At 28.1% G+C, this 20,615-nt stretch carries 16 protein-coding genes and 1 pseudogene; 4 read left to right on the top strand and 13 right to left on the bottom strand.

The features are described from left to right. Positions 1-359: 359 nt before the first annotated feature. From gyrB to BOBLI757_RS03425, 3 genes and pseudogenes are all read right to left on the bottom strand, one after another. Positions 360-2,780 (bottom strand): DNA topoisomerase (ATP-hydrolyzing) subunit B, encoded by a 2,421-nt coding sequence (gene gyrB / locus BOBLI757_RS00085; protein ID WP_046304469.1) that lies wholly within the window; start codon positions 2,778-2,780, stop codon positions 360-362. A gap of 285 nt (positions 2,781-3,065) precedes the next feature. After that, the gene (gene dnaN / locus BOBLI757_RS00080) at positions 3,066-4,166 is read right to left on the bottom strand and encodes a DNA polymerase III subunit beta (RefSeq protein ID WP_046304467.1); all 1,101 of its coding nucleotides are present in this window, start codon (positions 4,164-4,166) and stop codon (positions 3,066-3,068) included. Between the two features lie 547 nt (positions 4,167-4,713). After that, positions 4,714-5,215, bottom strand: a pseudogene (locus BOBLI757_RS03425) (DnaA ATPase domain-containing protein); the annotation flags it as partial. A gap of 1,007 nt (positions 5,216-6,222) precedes the next feature. Between BOBLI757_RS03425 and rpmH the strand changes: the two are divergent. The 4 genes from rpmH to mnmE all read left to right on the top strand — a co-directional run bounded on the left by rpmH (position 6,223) and on the right by mnmE (position 10,152). Next, the gene (gene rpmH, locus BOBLI757_RS00070) at positions 6,223-6,363 is read left to right on the top strand and encodes a 50S ribosomal protein L34 (protein ID WP_046304465.1); all 141 of its coding nucleotides are present in this window, start codon (positions 6,223-6,225) and stop codon (positions 6,361-6,363) included. Between the two features lie 67 nt (positions 6,364-6,430). Next, positions 6,431-6,781 carry a ribonuclease P protein component gene (gene rnpA, locus BOBLI757_RS00065; RefSeq protein WP_046304463.1) on the top strand — a complete coding sequence of 117 codons (351 nt, stop codon included), beginning with the start codon at positions 6,431-6,433 and terminating at the stop codon, positions 6,779-6,781. Beyond that, positions 6,772-8,691, top strand: coding sequence for a membrane protein insertase YidC (gene yidC / locus BOBLI757_RS00060; RefSeq protein ID WP_420021793.1), 1,920 nt, complete (start codon positions 6,772-6,774; stop codon positions 8,689-8,691). Before rnpA ends, yidC begins: the two co-directional genes overlap by 10 nt. A gap of 69 nt (positions 8,692-8,760) precedes the next feature. Then, entirely contained in the window at positions 8,761-10,152 is a 1,392-nt protein-coding gene (mnmE, locus tag BOBLI757_RS00055) for a tRNA uridine-5-carboxymethylaminomethyl(34) synthesis GTPase MnmE (protein WP_046304461.1), read from the top strand. Positions 10,153-10,228: 76 nt separating this feature from the next. Here the strand turns inward: mnmE and glmU are convergent, their stop codons facing one another. The 10 genes from glmU to mnmG all read right to left on the bottom strand — a co-directional run bounded on the left by glmU (position 10,229) and on the right by mnmG (position 20,615). After that, positions 10,229-11,596 (bottom strand): bifunctional UDP-N-acetylglucosamine diphosphorylase/glucosamine-1-phosphate N-acetyltransferase GlmU, encoded by a 1,368-nt coding sequence (gene glmU, locus BOBLI757_RS00050; protein ID WP_046304459.1) that lies wholly within the window; start codon positions 11,594-11,596, stop codon positions 10,229-10,231. A 75-nt stretch (positions 11,597-11,671) separates the two neighbouring features. Next, a complete protein-coding gene (locus BOBLI757_RS00045) occupies positions 11,672-12,106 on the bottom strand; it encodes a F0F1 ATP synthase subunit epsilon (RefSeq protein ID WP_046304457.1) in 435 nt (144 codons plus the stop codon). 53 nt (positions 12,107-12,159) lie between these two features. Next, on the bottom strand, positions 12,160-13,542 hold the full coding sequence (gene atpD / locus BOBLI757_RS00040; protein WP_046304456.1) for a F0F1 ATP synthase subunit beta: 1,383 nt from the start codon (positions 13,540-13,542) through the stop codon (positions 12,160-12,162). 35 nt (positions 13,543-13,577) lie between these two features. After that, positions 13,578-14,441, bottom strand: a complete 864-nt coding sequence (gene atpG, locus BOBLI757_RS00035; RefSeq protein ID WP_046304455.1) for a F0F1 ATP synthase subunit gamma — start codon at positions 14,439-14,441, stop codon at positions 13,578-13,580. Between the two features lie 74 nt (positions 14,442-14,515). Next, positions 14,516-16,057, bottom strand: coding sequence for a F0F1 ATP synthase subunit alpha (gene atpA, locus BOBLI757_RS00030; RefSeq protein ID WP_046304454.1), 1,542 nt, complete (start codon positions 16,055-16,057; stop codon positions 14,516-14,518). A gap of 19 nt (positions 16,058-16,076) precedes the next feature. Continuing rightward, positions 16,077-16,610, bottom strand: a complete 534-nt coding sequence (locus BOBLI757_RS00025; RefSeq protein WP_046304452.1) for a F0F1 ATP synthase subunit delta — start codon at positions 16,608-16,610, stop codon at positions 16,077-16,079. 32 nt (positions 16,611-16,642) lie between these two features. After that, complete coding sequence (gene atpF / locus BOBLI757_RS00020) at positions 16,643-17,113, bottom strand: F0F1 ATP synthase subunit B (RefSeq protein ID WP_046304450.1); 471 nt, start codon at positions 17,111-17,113, stop codon at positions 16,643-16,645. A gap of 105 nt (positions 17,114-17,218) precedes the next feature. Further along, a complete protein-coding gene (gene atpE / locus BOBLI757_RS00015; RefSeq protein WP_046304449.1) occupies positions 17,219-17,458 on the bottom strand; it encodes a F0F1 ATP synthase subunit C in 240 nt (79 codons plus the stop codon). Positions 17,459-17,515: 57 nt separating this feature from the next. Beyond that, entirely contained in the window at positions 17,516-18,325 is an 810-nt protein-coding gene (atpB, locus tag BOBLI757_RS00010; RefSeq protein WP_046304446.1) for a F0F1 ATP synthase subunit A, read from the bottom strand. 394 nt (positions 18,326-18,719) lie between these two features. Continuing rightward, positions 18,720-20,615 carry a tRNA uridine-5-carboxymethylaminomethyl(34) synthesis enzyme MnmG gene (gene mnmG / locus BOBLI757_RS00005; RefSeq protein WP_046304444.1) on the bottom strand — a complete coding sequence of 632 codons (1,896 nt, stop codon included), beginning with the start codon at positions 20,613-20,615 and terminating at the stop codon, positions 18,720-18,722.

Below are 20,615 nucleotides of genomic sequence, written 5' to 3'. Positions count from 1 at the left end.
AAAAATACAAGCAACATTTAATACAACAAAACTAAATTAATTATACTCATCTAAAATCATCTACAATATCATATATTGTATCAATACAATAACTATCAAGCTCTTAAAAATAAAAAAGTACAAACAAAAATAAACAACATATTAACAATATACCACCATAATTTTATGTAAAAATACACAAAATAATATCATACAAATACTTTAAAAAAACTAAAAACGATTATCTATCTAATAAACATTACACTATACTAATAAATATTATATACATCATTAAAAACAAATAACACACAAGAAAAATTATAACAAAAAATACACTTTTTATCAATTTGTTAAACAAACAAAAATTAAACATAAAAAAATCATACATCTATATTAATTACTTTTAAAGCATTTTCTTCAATGAAGATACGACGCGGCTCTACAGCATCTCCCATTAAAGTAGTAAATAACTGATCAGCAGCAATGGCATCTTTAATTGTTACACACAACATATGACGATTTTTAGGGTTCATTGTTGTACTCCATAATTGTTCAGGATTCATTTCTCCTAAACCTTTATACCGTTGTATTACCATACCTTTCTGGGACTCTTTTAATAACCATTCTATAGCTTTTTCAAAAGAACTAACCTTATGAGAATATTTACCACGCTGCACATAAACATCAGAAGAAAATAAATGATTTAACTTTTCACCCAAAGAAATTAATTTAAAATACTCCGTACTATTTACAAAATTAAAGCTTAACAAATAGTCCATACATATACCATATTTTTTTATATGTACTATAGGCTCAAATAATTTTTTCTCATAATTCTTATGTAATGAAAAATTATAACTACTACCAATCTCCGCATTACTATTTAATTTATCAACTAATAATTTGGCCCAATTATAAATTTTATTTGAATTAAACCAATCATTTTGAGTTAATACAGAATAATACATTAACATTTTTAATAATGAAATAGGAAAACGATACTCCATACTATTGATAATATTTTGCACTGCATAATATTCAGCAACCAACTCTTTTAATTTATTTCCAGACATAGAGCTAGTACTAGAAGAAACATGTAAAATTGAGCCATCTATCGCTATTGAAATTTGATAACGATGCATATCATTTTCATCTTTAATATACTCTTCTTTTTTACCTCTTTGTACCTTATATAAAGGAGGTTGAGCAATAAAAATATGACCTCGTTCAATAATCTCAGGCATATGACGATAAAAAAATGTCAATAATAAAGTACGAATATGAGATCCATCAACATCTGCATCAGTCATAACAATAATACTATGATAACGTAATTTATTTAGATTAAATTCATCCCGACCAATACCACACCCAAGAGCAGTAATTAAAGCAGCCACCTCATGAGAAGAAATCATTTTATCAAACCTAGCTTTCTCCACATTAAGAATTTTACCTTTTAAAGGCAATACTGCTTGATTTCTACGATTACGTCCTTGTTTAGCAGAACCCCCGGCAGAATCACCCTCCACCAAATATAATTCAGCTAACAAAGGATCTCTTTCCTGACAATCTGCTAATTTGCCGGGCAAAGTTGTTAAATCTAATGAACCTTTACGACGAGTCATTTCTCGTACTTTACGAACTGCTTCACGCGCACGAGCAGCATGAATAATCTTATTTACTATAATCTTAGCATCTACTGGATTTTCTAACAAAAATTCTATCAACTTTTCATGCATTAATGATTCTACTATTATTTTAACTTCTGACGATACTAGTTTATCTTTAGTTTGAGAAGAAAACTTAGGATCCGGCACTTTAACAGAAACTATCGCGATTAACCCTTCTCTAGCATCGTCACCTATAGTAACAATTTTAGATTTTTTATTATATCCTTCTTTATCCATATAAGAATGCATTGTGCGAGTTACAGCTGTACGAAATCCTGATAAATGTGTTCCTCCATCACGTTGTGGAATATTATTGGTAAAGCAATAAATATTTTCTTGAAAACCATCATTCCATTGTAAAGCAATTTCTACATTTACATTATGTTTTTCCATAGAAAAATAAAAAATATTAGGATGAATAGGAGTCTTATTTTTATTTAAATATTTTACAAAAGCCTTAAGACCGCCGGCATAATAAAAATAATCCTGCTTAACATTACAACGACGACAATCATATAAAAAAATTGAAACACCAGAATTAAGAAATGATAATTCTCGTAAACGAGTAGCCAAAATATCATATTTAAAATCAAGATTATGTGTAAAAATTTTATCATTAGGCCAAAAACGTACAATCGTACCAGTTACATCACTTTTCCCAATTACTTTTAAAGGAGATTTTGGTACACCTTCATAGTACAGTTGTTGATAAACATTACCATCACGCTTAATAATCAATTTTAATTTCTTTGATAAAGCATTAACTACCGATACACCAACTCCATGCAGTCCACCAGATACTTTATAGGATGCATTATCAAATTTACCTCCAGCATGCAATACCGTCATAATAACTTCTGCTGCAGATACTCCCTCTTCTTTATGAAGTCCTGTGGGAATACCTCTGCCATCATCTTCTACAGAAATTGAACCATCGTCATAAATAGTTACAACAATTTTCTTACAATAGCCAGAAATAGCTTCATCTATAGCATTATCAACTACTTCAAATACCATATGGTGTAAACCAGTACCATCATCCGTATCACCAATATACATACCGGGACGTCTACGTACTGCTTCAAGACCTTTTAATACTTTAATACTAGATGAATCATAAAAATGGGACATCTATCATCTCCTAATGCGTCCTTAATAAATCATGTATTACGGTACAATAACAATTTACTATCACTAAAATAAAATATATTTAAAAAAACAGAATAAACTAATCCAAACAATTAAAAAATTATTAATAAATTACTTATATTGTATAAACTATTTTTGAAATAGTGCTTCATTTTAATTATTATTTTTATATTTAAAAAAAATCTTGTTTAAATTATCTTAAGTTACATGCAATCCTTACAAAAATAAAATTTAATAAAAACAAATTTTAAAAATAATTATCTATAATTATAACTTTATTGGCATAATAATATAAACATTTGATTTATTTTTACAATCTTCAATTTTGACGCTAGAAAATTCATCTTGTATAAAAAAAATAACATCTTGACCTTTTATAATACTAAGCACATCAAGTAAATAATTAACATTAAATCCAATTTCCATTGCTTTACTTTGATATTTTACATCAATAATTTCTTCTGCTTCTTCATACGCAGAATTATTAGCAGTAATTTTTAATTGATTAATACTTAAAGATAATCTAACGCCATGAAATTTTTCATTAGAAAGAATAGCGATTCTCATACAAGCTTGTAACAATACTTCACGTTGAACCTTCAAAATATTATTAGGATTATCAGGAAAGACACTACGATAATCTGGATAAGAAGAATCAATGAGTTTAGAAGTTAAAATATAATTTTCAATACTTAAACAAATATTATGATTACCAATTTGCAACTTTACTTGATTTTCAACAAAACCAAGCATTCTCAACATTTCTACTACTCCTTTTCGTGGAACAATAACCGAGAAACATGGCATTACCTCATCAACTAATATAGTGCTTAATGCTAAACGATGTCCATCAGTAGCAACTGCACATATATTTTTATCAGCAATTTCAAAAAACATACCATTTAAACAATAACGAACATCCTGAGAAGCCATAGCAAAACAAGTGGATTCAATTAATTTTTTTAATGAAGATTTTTGTACAATACATTCTATTTTACAATCCCAATCTTCTAAATTAGGAAAATCCGATGCCACAATGGTAGATATTAAAAAGCTACTACGTTCAGCACAAATAAGCAATTTATCACCTTGCAAATTTAAATATACCTTTACTTGTTCAGGCAAGGCACGACAAATATCAAATAATTTACGTCCAGATGTTGTAGTAACACCAGCTTCATATGGACTGTCTAAATAAATAACAGATACCATTTCTATTTCTAAATCTGTACTAATTAAATACAGGGAACTATTTTTTATTTCTAATAAAATATTATTCAGCACAGGAAATGCCATACGACCTTTTAATACATTCATCACATATTGTAAAGACCGTAACAAAGTTTCTCTTTTAACAATACAATGCATAATAATTACAAAGATAATATCTTAATTAAATTGGAAAATACTTGTTATTAATATTACAATTTTCTTTACATAATTTCTTGATCTTTTTATAGGCATGCAAGAACGTTATATGATCCTTTACGCCAAAGCATAATCAACTTCAGGTAAACTATGATCGCTCATCCTTTTTGATTGATTGATACAGCCATAGCCATCATCTTTTCGCTTTGGTCTCACTATTGAGCATAAGCTACATTTAGATAATATATTTACAACTATAATCTTATAATACTTTGCAACAATTTTTTGAATATGATTAATACTAATAATCTTTTCTTGTAAAATCAACAAATCTTTCGATACTGCACAAACAAAGTCTAATATAATAATTGAACAACCAGTAAAATTAACTTAACTATTACACAATTTAACACACCCTCTAATTAATGGATATTAAACCTTAAACGTTTAGCGATAAAATACACAACGTTTTAAAGAAAAAAATATCATGTGCTTCTGCTTTATTTATTAAAATAGCACAACACATACATATCTCCAATTCTAGCGATTCAATAGCTACAGTTAATCCCCAACCACAACATGATTTCAATCTATCTTTCATTCCATCTATTTTTTTAAACAACGATCAAAATAAAAACAATTTGTCGATTACCTTCCAATAGTGAATTAAAAGCATGAAAAAATTCTTCTTAAGATGTCTACTTATTAACAAAAAACTGAATATTATCAATAAGTAAAATATTTGCAAAACGATAATGATTTTCAAAATTTTCAATTGTATTGTTTTGTAAGCTTTTACCATATCTTGAACAAAATGTTCACAATATATGTAAATTACTTTAATATTGTTCTTTGCATTATAATTCTATTAACTAATGCATGTAAAAAAATATGTTTTACCAGGACCTGTAACGCCATATAAAAATAATAGATTATAAACATCATCCAGACGATCAGTTACTTGGCACGCTGCAACTCTAGCACAATTTATTTGACTTACCTTAAATAAAATTATCAAAATTGTGTTTAAAATTCATTTTAGAATGATAGAAAAACTCTGAATACAATGAATAATTACCCTAATTCCAAAAAGCAGTACAAAATATGTCCTAAAAGAAGATATATCAGATATATCATCTTAAAAATCAAACAAAAAAAACATTAGTTGTATGTAACATTGACATTCTTAAATGTTTATTCCTAACTTCAAAACGTAATCATGGAATATCACTGCCATAAAAATCATTGACATTTAATATACCATCAGCACCGTTTAAATATTTATCTTATACATAATCTAATACAAAACAATTCGGTGCATAAATTACCAAAATATTATCACACAATTTAGCTTGTAAAGGACGGACGTATCCATATACTAAATTTTATGGTTGTTAATTCATTTCGTAATCAAGAAAGACATTGTTGCCAAAAAAAAGACGACACAATACACTCCAAAACAAACGGAAAATACACTTCAAAAATAAAATTACATATTATTATATTAATTTATACTCAATAAGAATTATTAATCAAAATGTGTAATAACAAAATATCAAGCAGATTCAAAGAATGTTATCAAATAACTAGATAATCAAAAATTAAAATTATAATTCGAATTGTATAACAAACCTGAATATAAAACATAATGTAAAATCAATTAATGTATTGTAAAATATATCGACATAATTCATTTTATTTTTGTAAGATCTATTAAAATATGTAATAATGTATAATTAATTAAGAAAAGCACTAATGATGTAATCGAATTTGTAATAAAAAATGTATAGATATGATCAATATTAATGAACGAACACTAATTAAATTCAAATTTTGTTAATAAATATTATTTTTTTATAAACCGATGATACTACAAACATATCTTTATATTAGTATTCGAAATTTTAAAAAAATTGACTTTTTTGTACCTTTATTTATATTAACTTTAAAAAACTAAGAAAAAATCTGTTATTAAGATTATTATAATCTTTGAAATAAAAATTTAAATTCAGCAATAAAAAAATTAAATTAAAAAAATTAGTACAAGGTAAAAATGATGAAACGTACTTTTCAACCTTCTAGATTAAAAAGAAATCGAACACATGGTTTCCGTATTCGAATGGCTACAAAAAATGGACGACAAATTTTACTACGACGTCGTGCTAAAGGTCGTTCTAGAATTACTGTTTGTTGTTAAGATCTAAAATATATGTTTGTGAACCCTAAACCTTATTATAAGTAGGATAATAGCTGTTGTACTTTACATGAAAAGACTGTTTTTTTCTAAAAATTTACGATTATTAAATTCCCACGATTTTATTTCTGTATTTAAAAAACCATTTAAAATCAAAACACCAAACATAATTATTTTTAGTCGTAAAAATGAATTACAACATCCAAGAATTGGCTTGATAATAGCAAAAAAAAATGTTAAAAAAGCTTACAAACGTAATTATATAAAAAGATTAATTAGAGAAAAGTTTCGCATATACCAACACATACTACCAAATATGGATTTTATAATTTTAGTACAAAGAAATATCATATCTGCAATACAAGATGATATTTTTAAGCAAGAACTACAAAATATGTGGAGTTGGTTTTTTTGTCTTTGATAATTTCAAAATTATTAATCATCTTAATACGTATTTATCAATATACAATAAGTCCCTTGCTAAACCATCACTGCCGTTTTCATCCTACATGTTCTCAATATGGAATTGAAATAATACGAAAATTTGGTATATTTAAAGGTTGTTGGCTTACTTTAACAAGAATACTACAATGTCATCCTTTAAATATAAACATCTACAAAAAAAAAGTTTTATTTCCTACAAATCACACAAAACGCCAGAGAATATTTAAAATGGATTCCCAACGTAATTTTTTTACCATAGCTCTATTAATTATGTCTTTTATAATTTGGCAAACTTGGCAAACAGAACATAATGTAGGATGCAACGATCAAAATAATACAAAAAAAACAATAAAAAAAGAAATAAATGATACACAAATAAAACCATATTACTCCTTTGATACAACAAATCCAAGGAATAATAATATAATAACAATAAAAACTGACGTATTATTACTAAAAATTAACACAAATGGTGGTAATATAGAAGATGCATATCTTCTAACTTACTCAGAAGAATTAAACAAAAAGAAAGCATTTCATTTATTACAAATATCCAAAGATTATATATACCAAGCTGAAAGTAATCTTCTTATTAAAGACACGACTTCCATATCTTATAATACAGAAGAAAAAATACCATCAATAATTTATAATACATCTAATAATCAAAACACTTACATATTAAAAAATAACCAACAAGAAATGCATATACCGTTATATTATAATGATCCAAACGGGATAAAATACACAAAAACTTATATAATTAATCGTGGATCCTTTGCAATACAGATTAATTATAATATACATAATACTTCTCATAAAACAATAAAAATAAATTTATTGGGTCGAATTAATCAATCAATTAACTATCCTAAAACATATACACCAAACAATAATCTTTTTTTTTCAACATATCACGGAGCTGCTTTTTACACTAATAAAAAAAAATATCAAAAATATAACTTTAAAGATATAAAAAATAAAAATTTATATATTAAATCTGAAAAAAATGGATGGATTGCAATGTTACAACAATATTTTGTTACAGCTTGGATACCTCCCAATCAAGATAATAATAATACTTTCTATACCAATTATTTAAATAATTCTCAAGCGACAATAAACTTTATATCAGATACATTTGAAGTATATCCAACACAAAAAAAAGAATTAAAAACAATTTTATGGATTGGACCAAAAATACAAAAAGATTTAGCATCTATTGCTTCACATTTAGATTTAACTATTGATTATGGATGGTTATGGTTTATCTCTTTGCCTTTATTTAAACTTTTACAATTTATTTATAGTTACGTCAATAACTGGGGTTTTGCTATTATTATAATTACATTAATCATCCGCATAATTATGTATCCTTTAACGAAATCTCAATATACATCAATGACTAAAGTACGCAAATTACAACCCCAGCTATCATTAATACAAAAAAAATTTAAAAATAACAAACAACGTTATCACCAAGAAATGATATCTTTGTATAAAAAAGAAAAAATTAACCCTTTAGGAGGATGTTTACCTTTATTAATTCAAATGCCAATTTTTTTAGCGCTATATTACATGCTTTCTGAAGCAATAGAATTACGACATGCTAAATTTATTTTTTGGATATACGATCTATCCTCTCAAGATCCTTATTATATTTTACCCATTATAATGGGGGTAACTATGTTTTTAATCCAAAAAACATCTCCTAATAATATTATTACAGACCCAATACAACAAAAAATAATGAATATTATATTAATAATATTCACTATATTTTTTCTTTGGTTTCCATCCGGATTAGTATTATATTATGTTATCAGTAATCTCATTACTATTATTCAACAAAAAATTATTTATAATGAATTTAAAAAAAATAATTAACATGTATATATGTTCACATATAATGATATAAAAATTAATTAATATGACCAAGAAAAAGAACTAATAAATATGCAAAATACAGATACTATAGTAGCCATCGCTACTCCACCGGGACGCGGGAGCATAGGTATTATTAAAATATCCGGAACATTATCCGAAAAAATTGCTCTTACTATTTTTAAAAAAATACCACAACCGCGACAAGCTGAACTTTTACCATTCTATGATAATCATCATAATATTTTAGATCGAGTTATAGTCTTATTTTTTCCTGCTCCTAACTCTTTTACAGGTGAACATATTTTAGAAATTCATGGCCATGGAGGAACAGTAATTTTAGATATATTACTACAAAATATTCTAACAATAACATCAAAAATAAGAATAGCACATCCAGGAGAATTTTCTAGAAGAGCATTTCTTAACAATAAAATGGATCTGATTCAAGCGGAATCTATCGCTGATTTGATCAATGCTGATTCATATCTTGCTGCCAAATCTGCATCTAATTCTTTACAAGGAATATTCTCTAAATACATCAATGAAATAATAAATGAACTAAATCAATTAAGAATTATAATTGAAACTGACATAAATTTTCCTGAAGAAAACATTAATTTACTATCATATGATGAAATAAAAAATAAATTACATAATATTATAAAAAAAATCAAAAAAACAAATAAAAAAGCAAATATGGGATATATATTAAAAGATGGATTAAAAATAGTAATCAGCGGAGAACCAAATGCAGGAAAATCTAGTTTATTGAATTTATTATCCGAATGTGAAAAAGCTATAATAACAAATATACCAGGTACTACACGTGATATACTACATGAACATATTTACTTAGATGGAATACCTTTCCATATTATAGATACTGCTGGTATTCGTGATACTAACAATGAAATTGAACGTATAGGTATTAATCGTGCTTGGCATGAAATTAAAAATGCAGATCATATTTTGTATATGATCGATGCTAGCAAGATATCATTAAACAAAACACAAATAATTTGGTCAAATTTTAGCAAACATTTGATATCACAACATAATCAAATAATTACAATTATAAGAAATAAAATAGATTTAACTGAAGAAAAAACACAAATTATTCAAAAAAAGAATTTTTCTGTTATAAATTTATCTATTAAATACACAAATGGAATAAATTTATTAAAAAAACATTTAAAGAACAGCGTGCACTGCTATAATTCTGGTAGTAATAGTTACGAAAGCAATTTTTTAGCTAGAAGAAGGCATCTGGATTTACTAAATAAAGCACTAAAATACCTTTATCAAGCCGAAAAACATCTTAAACACCATACTACGACATTTGAATTACTAGCAGAAGAAATACAGCTAGCGCACAAAGAACTAGAAAAAATCACCGGTCAACACAATTCTTCTGACAATTTATTAAATGAAATTTTTTCTACTTTTTGCATAGGAAAATAACCTATCTATTTTAATTCATAAACCAAAATATAGAAATATAATGGTTTATGTTTTTTATTACATTAGCTTTTTTATTTTATTTATTCTTATTCTTAATAACAAATTGTCGTACTCTACTAATAACAGTTTCTCCTTCACATACATCTTGTGTTACTGTAGTACCAGCGCCAATAGTAGCATTTTTACCAATAATAACAGGTGCCACTAACTGAGTATCAGATCCGACAAAAACATTATCACCAATTTTTGTTCTGTGTTTAGACATGCCATCATAATTACAAGTAATAGTTCCAGCTCCTATATTTACTGTTACACCAATATCAGAATCACCTATATAACTAAGATGATTAACTTTAGAACCTTGACCAAAATGAGTATTTTTTATTTCAACAAAGTTACCTACTTGAGAAAATTTTTCTAATGCATTACCAGATCTTAATCTGGCAAAAGGACCGATAACACTATTCATATCTATTTTTGTATCTTCTATTATGGTATAAGGTAAAATTTTAACATCGTCACCAATTACTGAATCTTTTAAAATACATCCAGTACTAATTACTACTCTATTACCAAGTAATACTTTACCTTCAACAATTACGTTAGTATCAATATACACATCTTGACCATGCAATAAATCTCCTCGTAAGTTAAACCTATTAATATCGGCAAACATAACACCAGCCAAAGAAAGTTTTTTTGTTTGACGTTTCTGATATAACCTTTCTATTTGAGCAAGCTGTAATTTGTTATTAATCCCTTGTATTTCATTAATACTATCCGGCTCAACGGTATTAGTTATATAACCTTCTTTCCAAGCAATATTAATAATATCTGTCAAATAGTACTCGCATTGTAAATTATTATTAGTTATTTTACTCAACCAACGTTTTAAATAATGTACACTAGTCACTAAAACACCAGTATTAATTTCATTAATTACATTTTGTTGTTGATTTATATCTGTATCTTCTATAATTTTAATCACTTTTCCATAATGATCACGAATAATACGCCCATATCCTTCTGGATTGCTTAGTGTTGCTGTTAATAAACCGATAGCATTTTTTTTATCAAATTTAATAGATAATAACTTTTTCAAAGTTTTAACCTTTATAAAAGGGACATCAGCATATAATATCATTATATTATCTTGATCATCTGATAGTAAAGGTAATACTTGTTGTACTGCATGCCCAGTACCAAAAGGATTAGATTGCACAATCCAATTAATAGATTGGGTATTATACTTATCTACAAAAGATCCATGAATTGAACTGTATACAACATAAATTTGTTTAACTTTTAATTGTATAACAGTATCAAGCAGGTGAGCTATCATTGGTTTACCACCAATATAATGCATTATTTTAGGCACAGCAGAACACATCCTGCTTCCTTTACCAGCTGCCAGAATAATAACATTCAATTTTTCATTAAACATAAAAATATGATTTTTTTTGTTTTTTAAAATCTATAACAATTATATTTTATCAATAAAACAACCTATCTCTCAAATCTACTTAATCAAACCACTTTTTGTTAACTCAATAACTTTAAGTTGAGCAATGATTTTTGATAATTCAACAGAAATCTTAATAAAATTTACGTCATCATAACAATGATCAATTTGTTCTTCAATCATACGTTTTGATTCCATCACTCTTTTTTCATCTAATTCTTCACCACGAATAGCTGTATCAGCTAGCACAGTAACAGCATCAGGTTGTACTTCAAGCATGCCCCCTGATAAATATATATATAATAAAGTATCATTTAATTCTTGTGATATACACACCATGCCCGGTTTTATAGAAGTAAGCAATGGAGCGTGTCCTGGTAAAATACCCATTTCACCTTCAATACCAGTTATTTTAATTTTATTTACTATACCAGAAAAAATGTGTTTTTCTACACTAACAACTTCTAAACAAAAAGTATTTTTTTTAAACATACTTATACATGCTCATTAATTTTTAATTATATACATAATTCCATTGTTAAATTTTATAATTTTTTACTTTTTTCAATCGCATCTTCTATAGAACCTATCATATAAAATGCTTGTTCAGGCAAGTCGTCGTATTTACCCTCAATGATTCCTTTAAAACCACGAATAGTGTCTTGTAGTGCGACATATTTACCCACAAAACCTGTAAAAATTTCAGCAACAAAAAAAGGTTGTGACAAAAATCTTTGAATTTTACGTGATCTAAAAACAATTAATTTATCTTCTTCAGATAATTCATCTATACCAAGAATAGCAATTATATCTTTTAATTCTTGGTAACGTTGTAAAATAGATTGTACACCACGAGCAACATCATAATGTTCTTGACCAACTATTAAAGGATTCAATTGATAACTAGTAGAACCTAATGGATCTATCGCTGGATAAATGCCAAGAGAAGCAATTTGTCTACTTAAAACAATTGTTGCATCTAGATGAGCAAAAATAGTAGCAGGTGATGGATCTGTTAAATCATCTGCAGGAACATATACAGCTTGTATAGAAGTAATTGAACCATTTTTAGTAGAAACAATTCTCTCTTGTAATGCACCTATTTCTTCTGCTAATGTCGATTGATAACCTACCGCGGAGGGTATTCTTCCTAATAAAGCAGATACTTCCGTACCAGCTAAGGTATAACGATAAATATTATCAATAAATAACAATACATCACGTCCTTCATCGCGAAACTTTTCTGCTAATGTTAAACCAGTTAATGCTACTCTAAATCTATTACCCGGGGGTTCATTCATTTGACCATATACTAATGACACTTTATCAACTACTTTAGAATTAATCATTTCATAATAAAAATCATTGCCTTCTCGTGTTCGTTCACCAACACCTACAAATACTGAATAGCCAAAATGTTCAACTGCAATATTACGAATAAGTTCCATCATATTTACAGTTTTACCAACACCTGCCCCGCCAAATAAACCAATTTTCCCTCCTTTAACAAAAGGACATATTAAATCAATCACCTTAACTCCAGTAACAAGAAGATCGTGAGAAACAGATAAATCTTCATAACTTGGAGCAGAACGATGAATAGACCACCTTTCATCTTCTCCTATCTTACCCTTCATATCTATTGGTTCACCCAACACATTCATAATACGACCTAAAGTAGCTTTACCCACAGGTACTTCTATAGAACGTTTTAAATCATACACTTTCAATCCACGACGTAGTCCAATTGAACTACCCATAGCGATACAACGTACAACCCCGCCTCCTAATTGTTGTTCTACTTCCAATATTAATTTTTTATCATTAATATCTACTTCAAGAGCATGATATATTTTAGGTATCGAATCTTGAGAAAACAATACATCTATAACCGCACCAATTATTTGAATAATTTTACCTGTAGTCATTACTTGAAATTAATCCTTATAAATAATTTTACGAATCAAAATATAATTCTACTCGAGATAATTTCCGCTAGTTCTTGAGTAATATTACTTTGCCTTGCCTTGTTATAAATTAATTTTAAATCTTTAATTAAAGCATTACCATTATCCGAAGCTCCTTTCATGGCCATCATACGCGCTGCTTGTTCACTCACTAAATTTTCAACTACTTTTTGATATACTTGAGATTCAATATAACGTTGTAATAAAATATCTAACAAATTTTTTGCATCTGGTTCATATATATAATCCCATTTCTTACTTTTACAAACAACATTATTTAATGAACATATAGGTAAAAGCTGTAATATTTTTGGCTGTTGAAACAAAATATTAATAAACTTATTATATACCACAAATAATCTATCGAGATAACATTCTTCATATAATTGTAGAATAATTTTTATTGCACCAATTAATACAGATAATGTGGGACGATCTCCTATACCAATAACTTTAGCAACTATTTTATCATTTAAAAATCTTAAAAACGAGACTGCTTGCTTACCAATTAACACACAGTTAATATCTATTTTTTTGACATGTCTTTTTTTTATATCCGCTAACAATATTTTAAACAAATTAGCGTTTAAACTACCAACTAAACCGCGATCAGTAGAAATAACTAAATAACCAACGCGTTTAATATCTCGTGAAATAGCAAAAGGATGTTTATACTCTAAGTTTCCTGATAAAATATGACCTATAACTTTTTGCATTATATTAACATATGGATTGCTATCCGACATAATTTGATGTACTTTACGCATCTTTGAAGCAGAAACCATTTCCATTGCTTTGGCAATTTTTTGTATTTTTTGAATGCTATCTATTTTATTACGAATTTCTTTCGTACCTAACATGTCTTATTATCATCTCCATTTTTATTATAAAACATGATATATTTACATAAGTTTAATACAACAACTATTAATTTTTAAAACCATTGGATAGTTTTAAAATTGTTAAGAATATTATGTAAGTTATTTGCTAAAAGTTCATCATAAACACCTGTTGAATCAATATCTTGCATTAATTTTGATTGCTCATGCATTGCATATGTTATTAATGCATTTTCAAAATCATTAACTTTATTTAAATCGACATCATCTAGGTAACCGTGTGTTATTGCAAATAATAACAAAGCTTGTTGAGAAACAGAAACAGGCATATATTGTTTTTGTTTCAATAACTCAATCACTTTTTGACCATGTTGTAATTGTTTAAATGTAGCTGCATCCAATTCAGAAGCAAGCTGAGAAAATCCTGCTAATTCCCTATATTGGGCTAAAGCAGTACGAACGCCTCCAGATAACTTTTTTATAATATCAGTTTGTGCAGCTCCACCTACTCTAGAGACTGATATACCTGGATTAATTGCTGGTCGAATACCAACATTAAATAAATTAGATTCTAAAAAAATTTGTCCATCAGTAATAGATATAACATTTGTGGGAATAAAAGCAGAAACATCACCAGCTTGAGTCTCAATAATAGGCAATGCTGTTAAGGAACCACTTTTATTTTTAATTTTACCATTACTACAACGTTCAACAAAACAAGAATTAACCTTAGAAGCTCTTTCTAACAAACGAGAATGTAAATAAAAAATATCGCCAGGATAAGCTTCACGTCCCGGAGGACGTTTGAGCAATAAAGATATTTGACGATATGCTATAGCATGTTTAGAAAGATCATCGTAGACAATTAATGCATCTTCGCCACGATCTCTAAAATATTCACCCATGGAACATCCAACATATGGGGATAAATATTGCAAGACTGCTGACTCAGCTGCGGAAGCTACTACTATAATGGTATTTGATAATGCGTCTAGTTCTTGTAACTTATTCACTACATTAGTTATAGTAGACAATTTTTGACCAATAGCAACATAAATACATTTAATATCACTATTACGCTGATTAAGTATAGTATCTATAGCTAAAGCAGTTTTGCCTGTTTGACGATCACCAATGATTAATTCACGTTGTCCACGACCAATAGGAATCATGGCATCAACAGATTTATAACCAGTTTGAACTGGTTCAGATACAGATTGCCGTTCTATAACATTTGGAGCAATTTTTTCAACACAAGATAAATAATCATATTGTAATGGACCTTTGCCATCGATAGGCACTCCCAACGCATTAATAACACGACCCAACAATTTATAACCAACCGGAACAGAAAAAACTTTACCTGTACATTTTACTTTCATACCTTCCATTAAATTAACATATGATCCCATAACTACAGCACCTACAGAATCACGTTCCAAATTAAATACAATAGCAAATTGTTTATCCGGTAATTCTATCATTTCTCCCTGCATAGCATCATCTAATCCATAAATATAAATTATTCCATCATGAACAGAGATAATTTCTCCTTCATTTCTAGTTTCACTTACAACATCAAAATTAGCAATTCTTTTGCTAATTAATTTACTGATTTCAGTAGAATTAAGCTCCATATTTTAGTGTCCTCATAAATCATAAAGACTTTTTAAGATGTTCAAGACGATTTAATATACTACCATCTATTACAGTATTGCCTATATTGATCATAATGCCAGCAATAATCGCTTTATCAATTTTACACATTAACTGAACTGTTTTTGATAATTTTTTTTCCATAATATTAGTTATTTTTGTTAACTGATCCTTATTCAAGGGGCAAGCAGATGTTATTTTAATTTTTACGATATTTTTTTGTACATCACAAAAATAAATAAATTGTTGCAAGACATTGGGCAAAATAGGTAGTCTGGAATATTTTGCCATAATTTTAATAAAATTTTGACAATAACAATCTAATTGATTTCCGCAAATAGTGATAAATAAGTTAGATAGTTGATATGTACCAATATGACTAGATAATAATTTGATTATTTGTTTATCTTGGCTTATTTTTGCCGCGACAGTCAACATAGATCGCCATTGCGTTATTCTTTTTTGTTTAACAGCGAAATCAAATGCAGCTTTAGCATAAGGACGTGCTATGGTAGATATATTAACAACATGCATTGTTTTGTACTCAAAAATAAAATAAAAAAAATTTATAACGAATTTATGACAGAATTTATTATATCAACATCAATATCTTTATTCATGGAACGTTGAATAATTTTTTCAGTACTAGTAACAATTAATGAAGCGAATTGATGATGAATTTCCTCATAAACGCGACTACGTTCTAATTGGATTTCTTTTGTTGCTTGTGATAAAATTTTGGTGCGTTCATATTGCGCCTCTTTTTTAGCTTCATTTAACAATGTCATTTTATATTTATTTGCCTGGTTTATTATATTTTTTGCTTGAATTTGAGCTTGTTGTAAATACTTATTAGCTTTTTTTTCTGTTCTATCAGATTTTTTCTTAATATTTTCAGCATAAGCTAAATCATCAGCAATTTTCTTTTGACGTTGTTCAATAATGTTAATTAATGGCGGCCATACATATTTTATACAAAAACCAACAAATAAGACAAAAGAAATTATTTGACCTAAAATAGTTAAATTTAAATTCATAATATGATGACTCCTCAGGTCAATGTAAGAATTTTTATTACAGTATGCAACACACGTGACGTTAATCAATAATCATTAATTACAAAAAAAATAAATGTATTAATATTACGTTATGGCAAACATTACATATAAACCCAAACCAACAGTAATCATGGGTATTGCATCAACTAAACCCATCACAATAAAAAATTGAGTACGTAACAAATCTATTAAATCAGGTTGTCGAGCAGCACATTCTAAAAATTTTCCACCTAAAATTCCAATACCAATTGCAGCTCCGATTGCCGCTAAACCCATCATTATTGCAGCGGATATGTATAATAAATCTATATTCAAACCTTCCATAAATTATCTCCAAAAAGTTTTTTCTGAATTAAAGTAATGACGTTTACTTATCGCATTTTAATCTTTTCTACATGCTATTGATAAGTAAATAATAGTTAACACCATAAAAATAAAAGATTGTAGAAAAATAACTAAAATATGAAAAATAGCCCAAGGAACACTTAAAATCCACTGAGCCCACCATGGTAATAAACTGGCTATTAAAATAAAAATTAACTCTCCTGCATACATATTTCCAAACAATCTAAGAGCTAAAGATAATGGTTTAGATAATAAATTTATGATTTCTAATACAAAATTTATAGGAATAAAAATTGGGTGATTAAAGGGATAAAAAACGAGTTCTTTTAAAAAACCCCTAAACCCTTTCATCATAATACTATAGTACAAAATTAAGAATAAAACGACTAACGACATTCCAAAAGTAACATTAACATCAGTTGATGGTACTGTTCGTAATAATGATATTCCAAAGATTTTTTGCGCCATTACAGGCAATAAATCAATAGGCAACAAATCCATCATATTCATGAATAATATCCATATAAAAATTGTTATTGACAATGGAGTAAGAAATTTATGCGTATGAGTAATGCTGCCAAATATTTCTTTAACATTATTATCAACAAAATCTATTACTAACTCAATTAATGCTTGTAATTTATTAGGAACACCATCTGTAGCATATTTACCTACATAAGAAAAAATTAACAGAAAAACACCACCTAATAACAAAGAAAAAAATATTGAATCTATATTTAATACCCAATAAGGTCTTACAGGATCTGTGTGTATAATATGAAAACCGCATAAATCTAACTGAAAATTTTTTAAATGATGGCTAATATATCTTCCAACCGTAAACATATTCTTACCTATAAATAAAACTACTTATTTCTTGACAATCTTTTGGTTGCGATAACAAATAATTAAAAACATATATGTACATACTGTGACAAAATAAAATAACCGAGTACAATTCTAAAACCAAAACGCTGAACGTTATTAAACAAAATTAGAAGGTCATAAAGCTAGTCATTGTGCTAAATAACAAATAACATTGAACTTAACATTGTACAAAATATTGTTTTAAGTGTGGCGGATATGACATCATTAGCGCAATTAATATAAGAAATGAACGAACACAAGCTGTATTTTAAATTTAAAGTGTTCTTGTAAGTAATGACAATCATTTCAATGCTCTATGTAAATTCTTTTATTTGTGTATGTTTGTTATTGTCAAACTATTATGCAGGGAGATTCACCAATAAGCAAGCATGTTTGTTTTCTTTAACCAAATTAACAAAACAGAAATAGCAGCCGGAGTTATTCCTGAAATTCTAGCAGCTTGACCAATAGAATGAGGTTTATAGTTATTAAGTGTATCTATCACCTCTTTAGATAAACCGGCAATGGAATTGTAATCAAAATTATTTGGTAATAATATATTTTCATTGCGAATTTGACGCGTAATCTCTTTTTGCTGGCGATTAATATAACCCTCGTATTTAATTTGAGTTTCAATTTGTTCTAAAATTTGCATATTCAATTTTAACACAGTAGGAGAAAATTCATTCAGTTGAGTTAATTTTGAATAATTCATTTCTGGTCTACGCAATAATTCTTCACCATTGATTTCATGAGTTAACGGTGTTGTAAGTAATTTATTTAAATTAGTGATATTTTCGTTATTTGGTTTAATCCAAGTATTTTTTAATCGTTGACGTTCTTTTTCAATTTGTTCACATTTAGAACAAAAATATTTCCATCTCATATCACTTATCAAACCTAATTTTTTAGCGATTGGAGTTAATCGAAGATCAGCATTATCTTCACGCAATAACAAACGGTACTCAGCTCGTGCAGTAAACATACGATAAGGCTCTTTTGTACCGCGAGTACATAAATCATCAATAAGCACCCCAATATATCCTTGATCTCGTCTAGGCACCCAACCATTTTTGTCTCGAGATAACAACGCAGCATTTATTCCAGCAACTAAACCTTGAGCAGCGGCTTCTTCATATCCAGTAGTTCCATTAATTTGTCCAGCAAAAAATAACCCCCTGATATATTTATTTTCCAACGTTTTTTGTAAATTACAAGGGTTAAAAAAATCATACTCAATAGCATAACCTGGACGTACAATATGTGCATTACGTAAACCTTTAATCGATTTTACAACATTTATTTGCAATTCAAGTGGCAAACTAGTAGAAAGTCCATTCAAATATACCTCGTTTGTATTTAACCCTTCTGGTTCTAAAAAAACGTGATGAGAACTACGATCAGGATATCTTATTACCTTATCTTCTATTGATGGGCAATAACGAGGTCCATTACTTTTAATTATACCTGAATACATAGGACATTGATGAATGTTTTTTTTGACAATTTCATGAGTTTGATTGTTAGTATATGTAATAAAACATGGAATTTGTTTCGGATGTTGATGTGTTGATCCCAAAAAAGAAAAAACGGGTAACGGTTGATCACTATCTTGACGTTCTAAATTATAAAAATTAATACTACGAGAATCTAATCGCGGAGAAGTTCCTGTTTTCAGTCGATTTACACAAAACATAATTTCTTGTAATTTTTTAGATAAACGTATAGAAGAAGCATCACCAAGCCTTCCTCCATTATATTTGTTTTTACCTATATAAATCTTCCCATTAAGGAAAGTCCCCATTGTGAGTACTATTGCCCTAGCACAGAACTTAATACCAAATTTAGAATCGATTACTCCGACTGCTTGTTCTTGTTTTATGATTATATCTCCTATCGATTGTTGCATAATTAGCAAATTGTTTTGGTTTTCAAGAGCATGCCTAATCATCTGTTTATATAGAATTTTATCTGCTTGAGCACGAGTAGACCTTACAGCAACACCTTTGCTTGCATTTAATATTCTAAACTGAATACCAGAACAATCAATTGCTTTTGCCATAATACCACCCATAGCATCAATTTCTTTAACCAGATGACCCTTACCAATACCTCCTATGGCTGGATTACAAGACATTTGGCCTAATGTATCAATATTATGGGTTAGTAATAAAGTATTACATCCCATTCTTGCTGATGCTAATGCCGCTTCTGTCCCTGCGTGTCCTCCGCCTACAACAATAACATCAAAAACATCGGGGTACAACAT

The sequence above is a fragment of the Blochmannia endosymbiont of Camponotus (Colobopsis) obliquus genome (genome assembly GCF_000973545.1).
In the GTDB taxonomy this organism is placed as follows: Bacteria; Pseudomonadota; Gammaproteobacteria; order Enterobacterales; family Enterobacteriaceae; genus Blochmanniella.
This window is presented reverse-complemented; position numbering and strand designations above follow the sequence as displayed.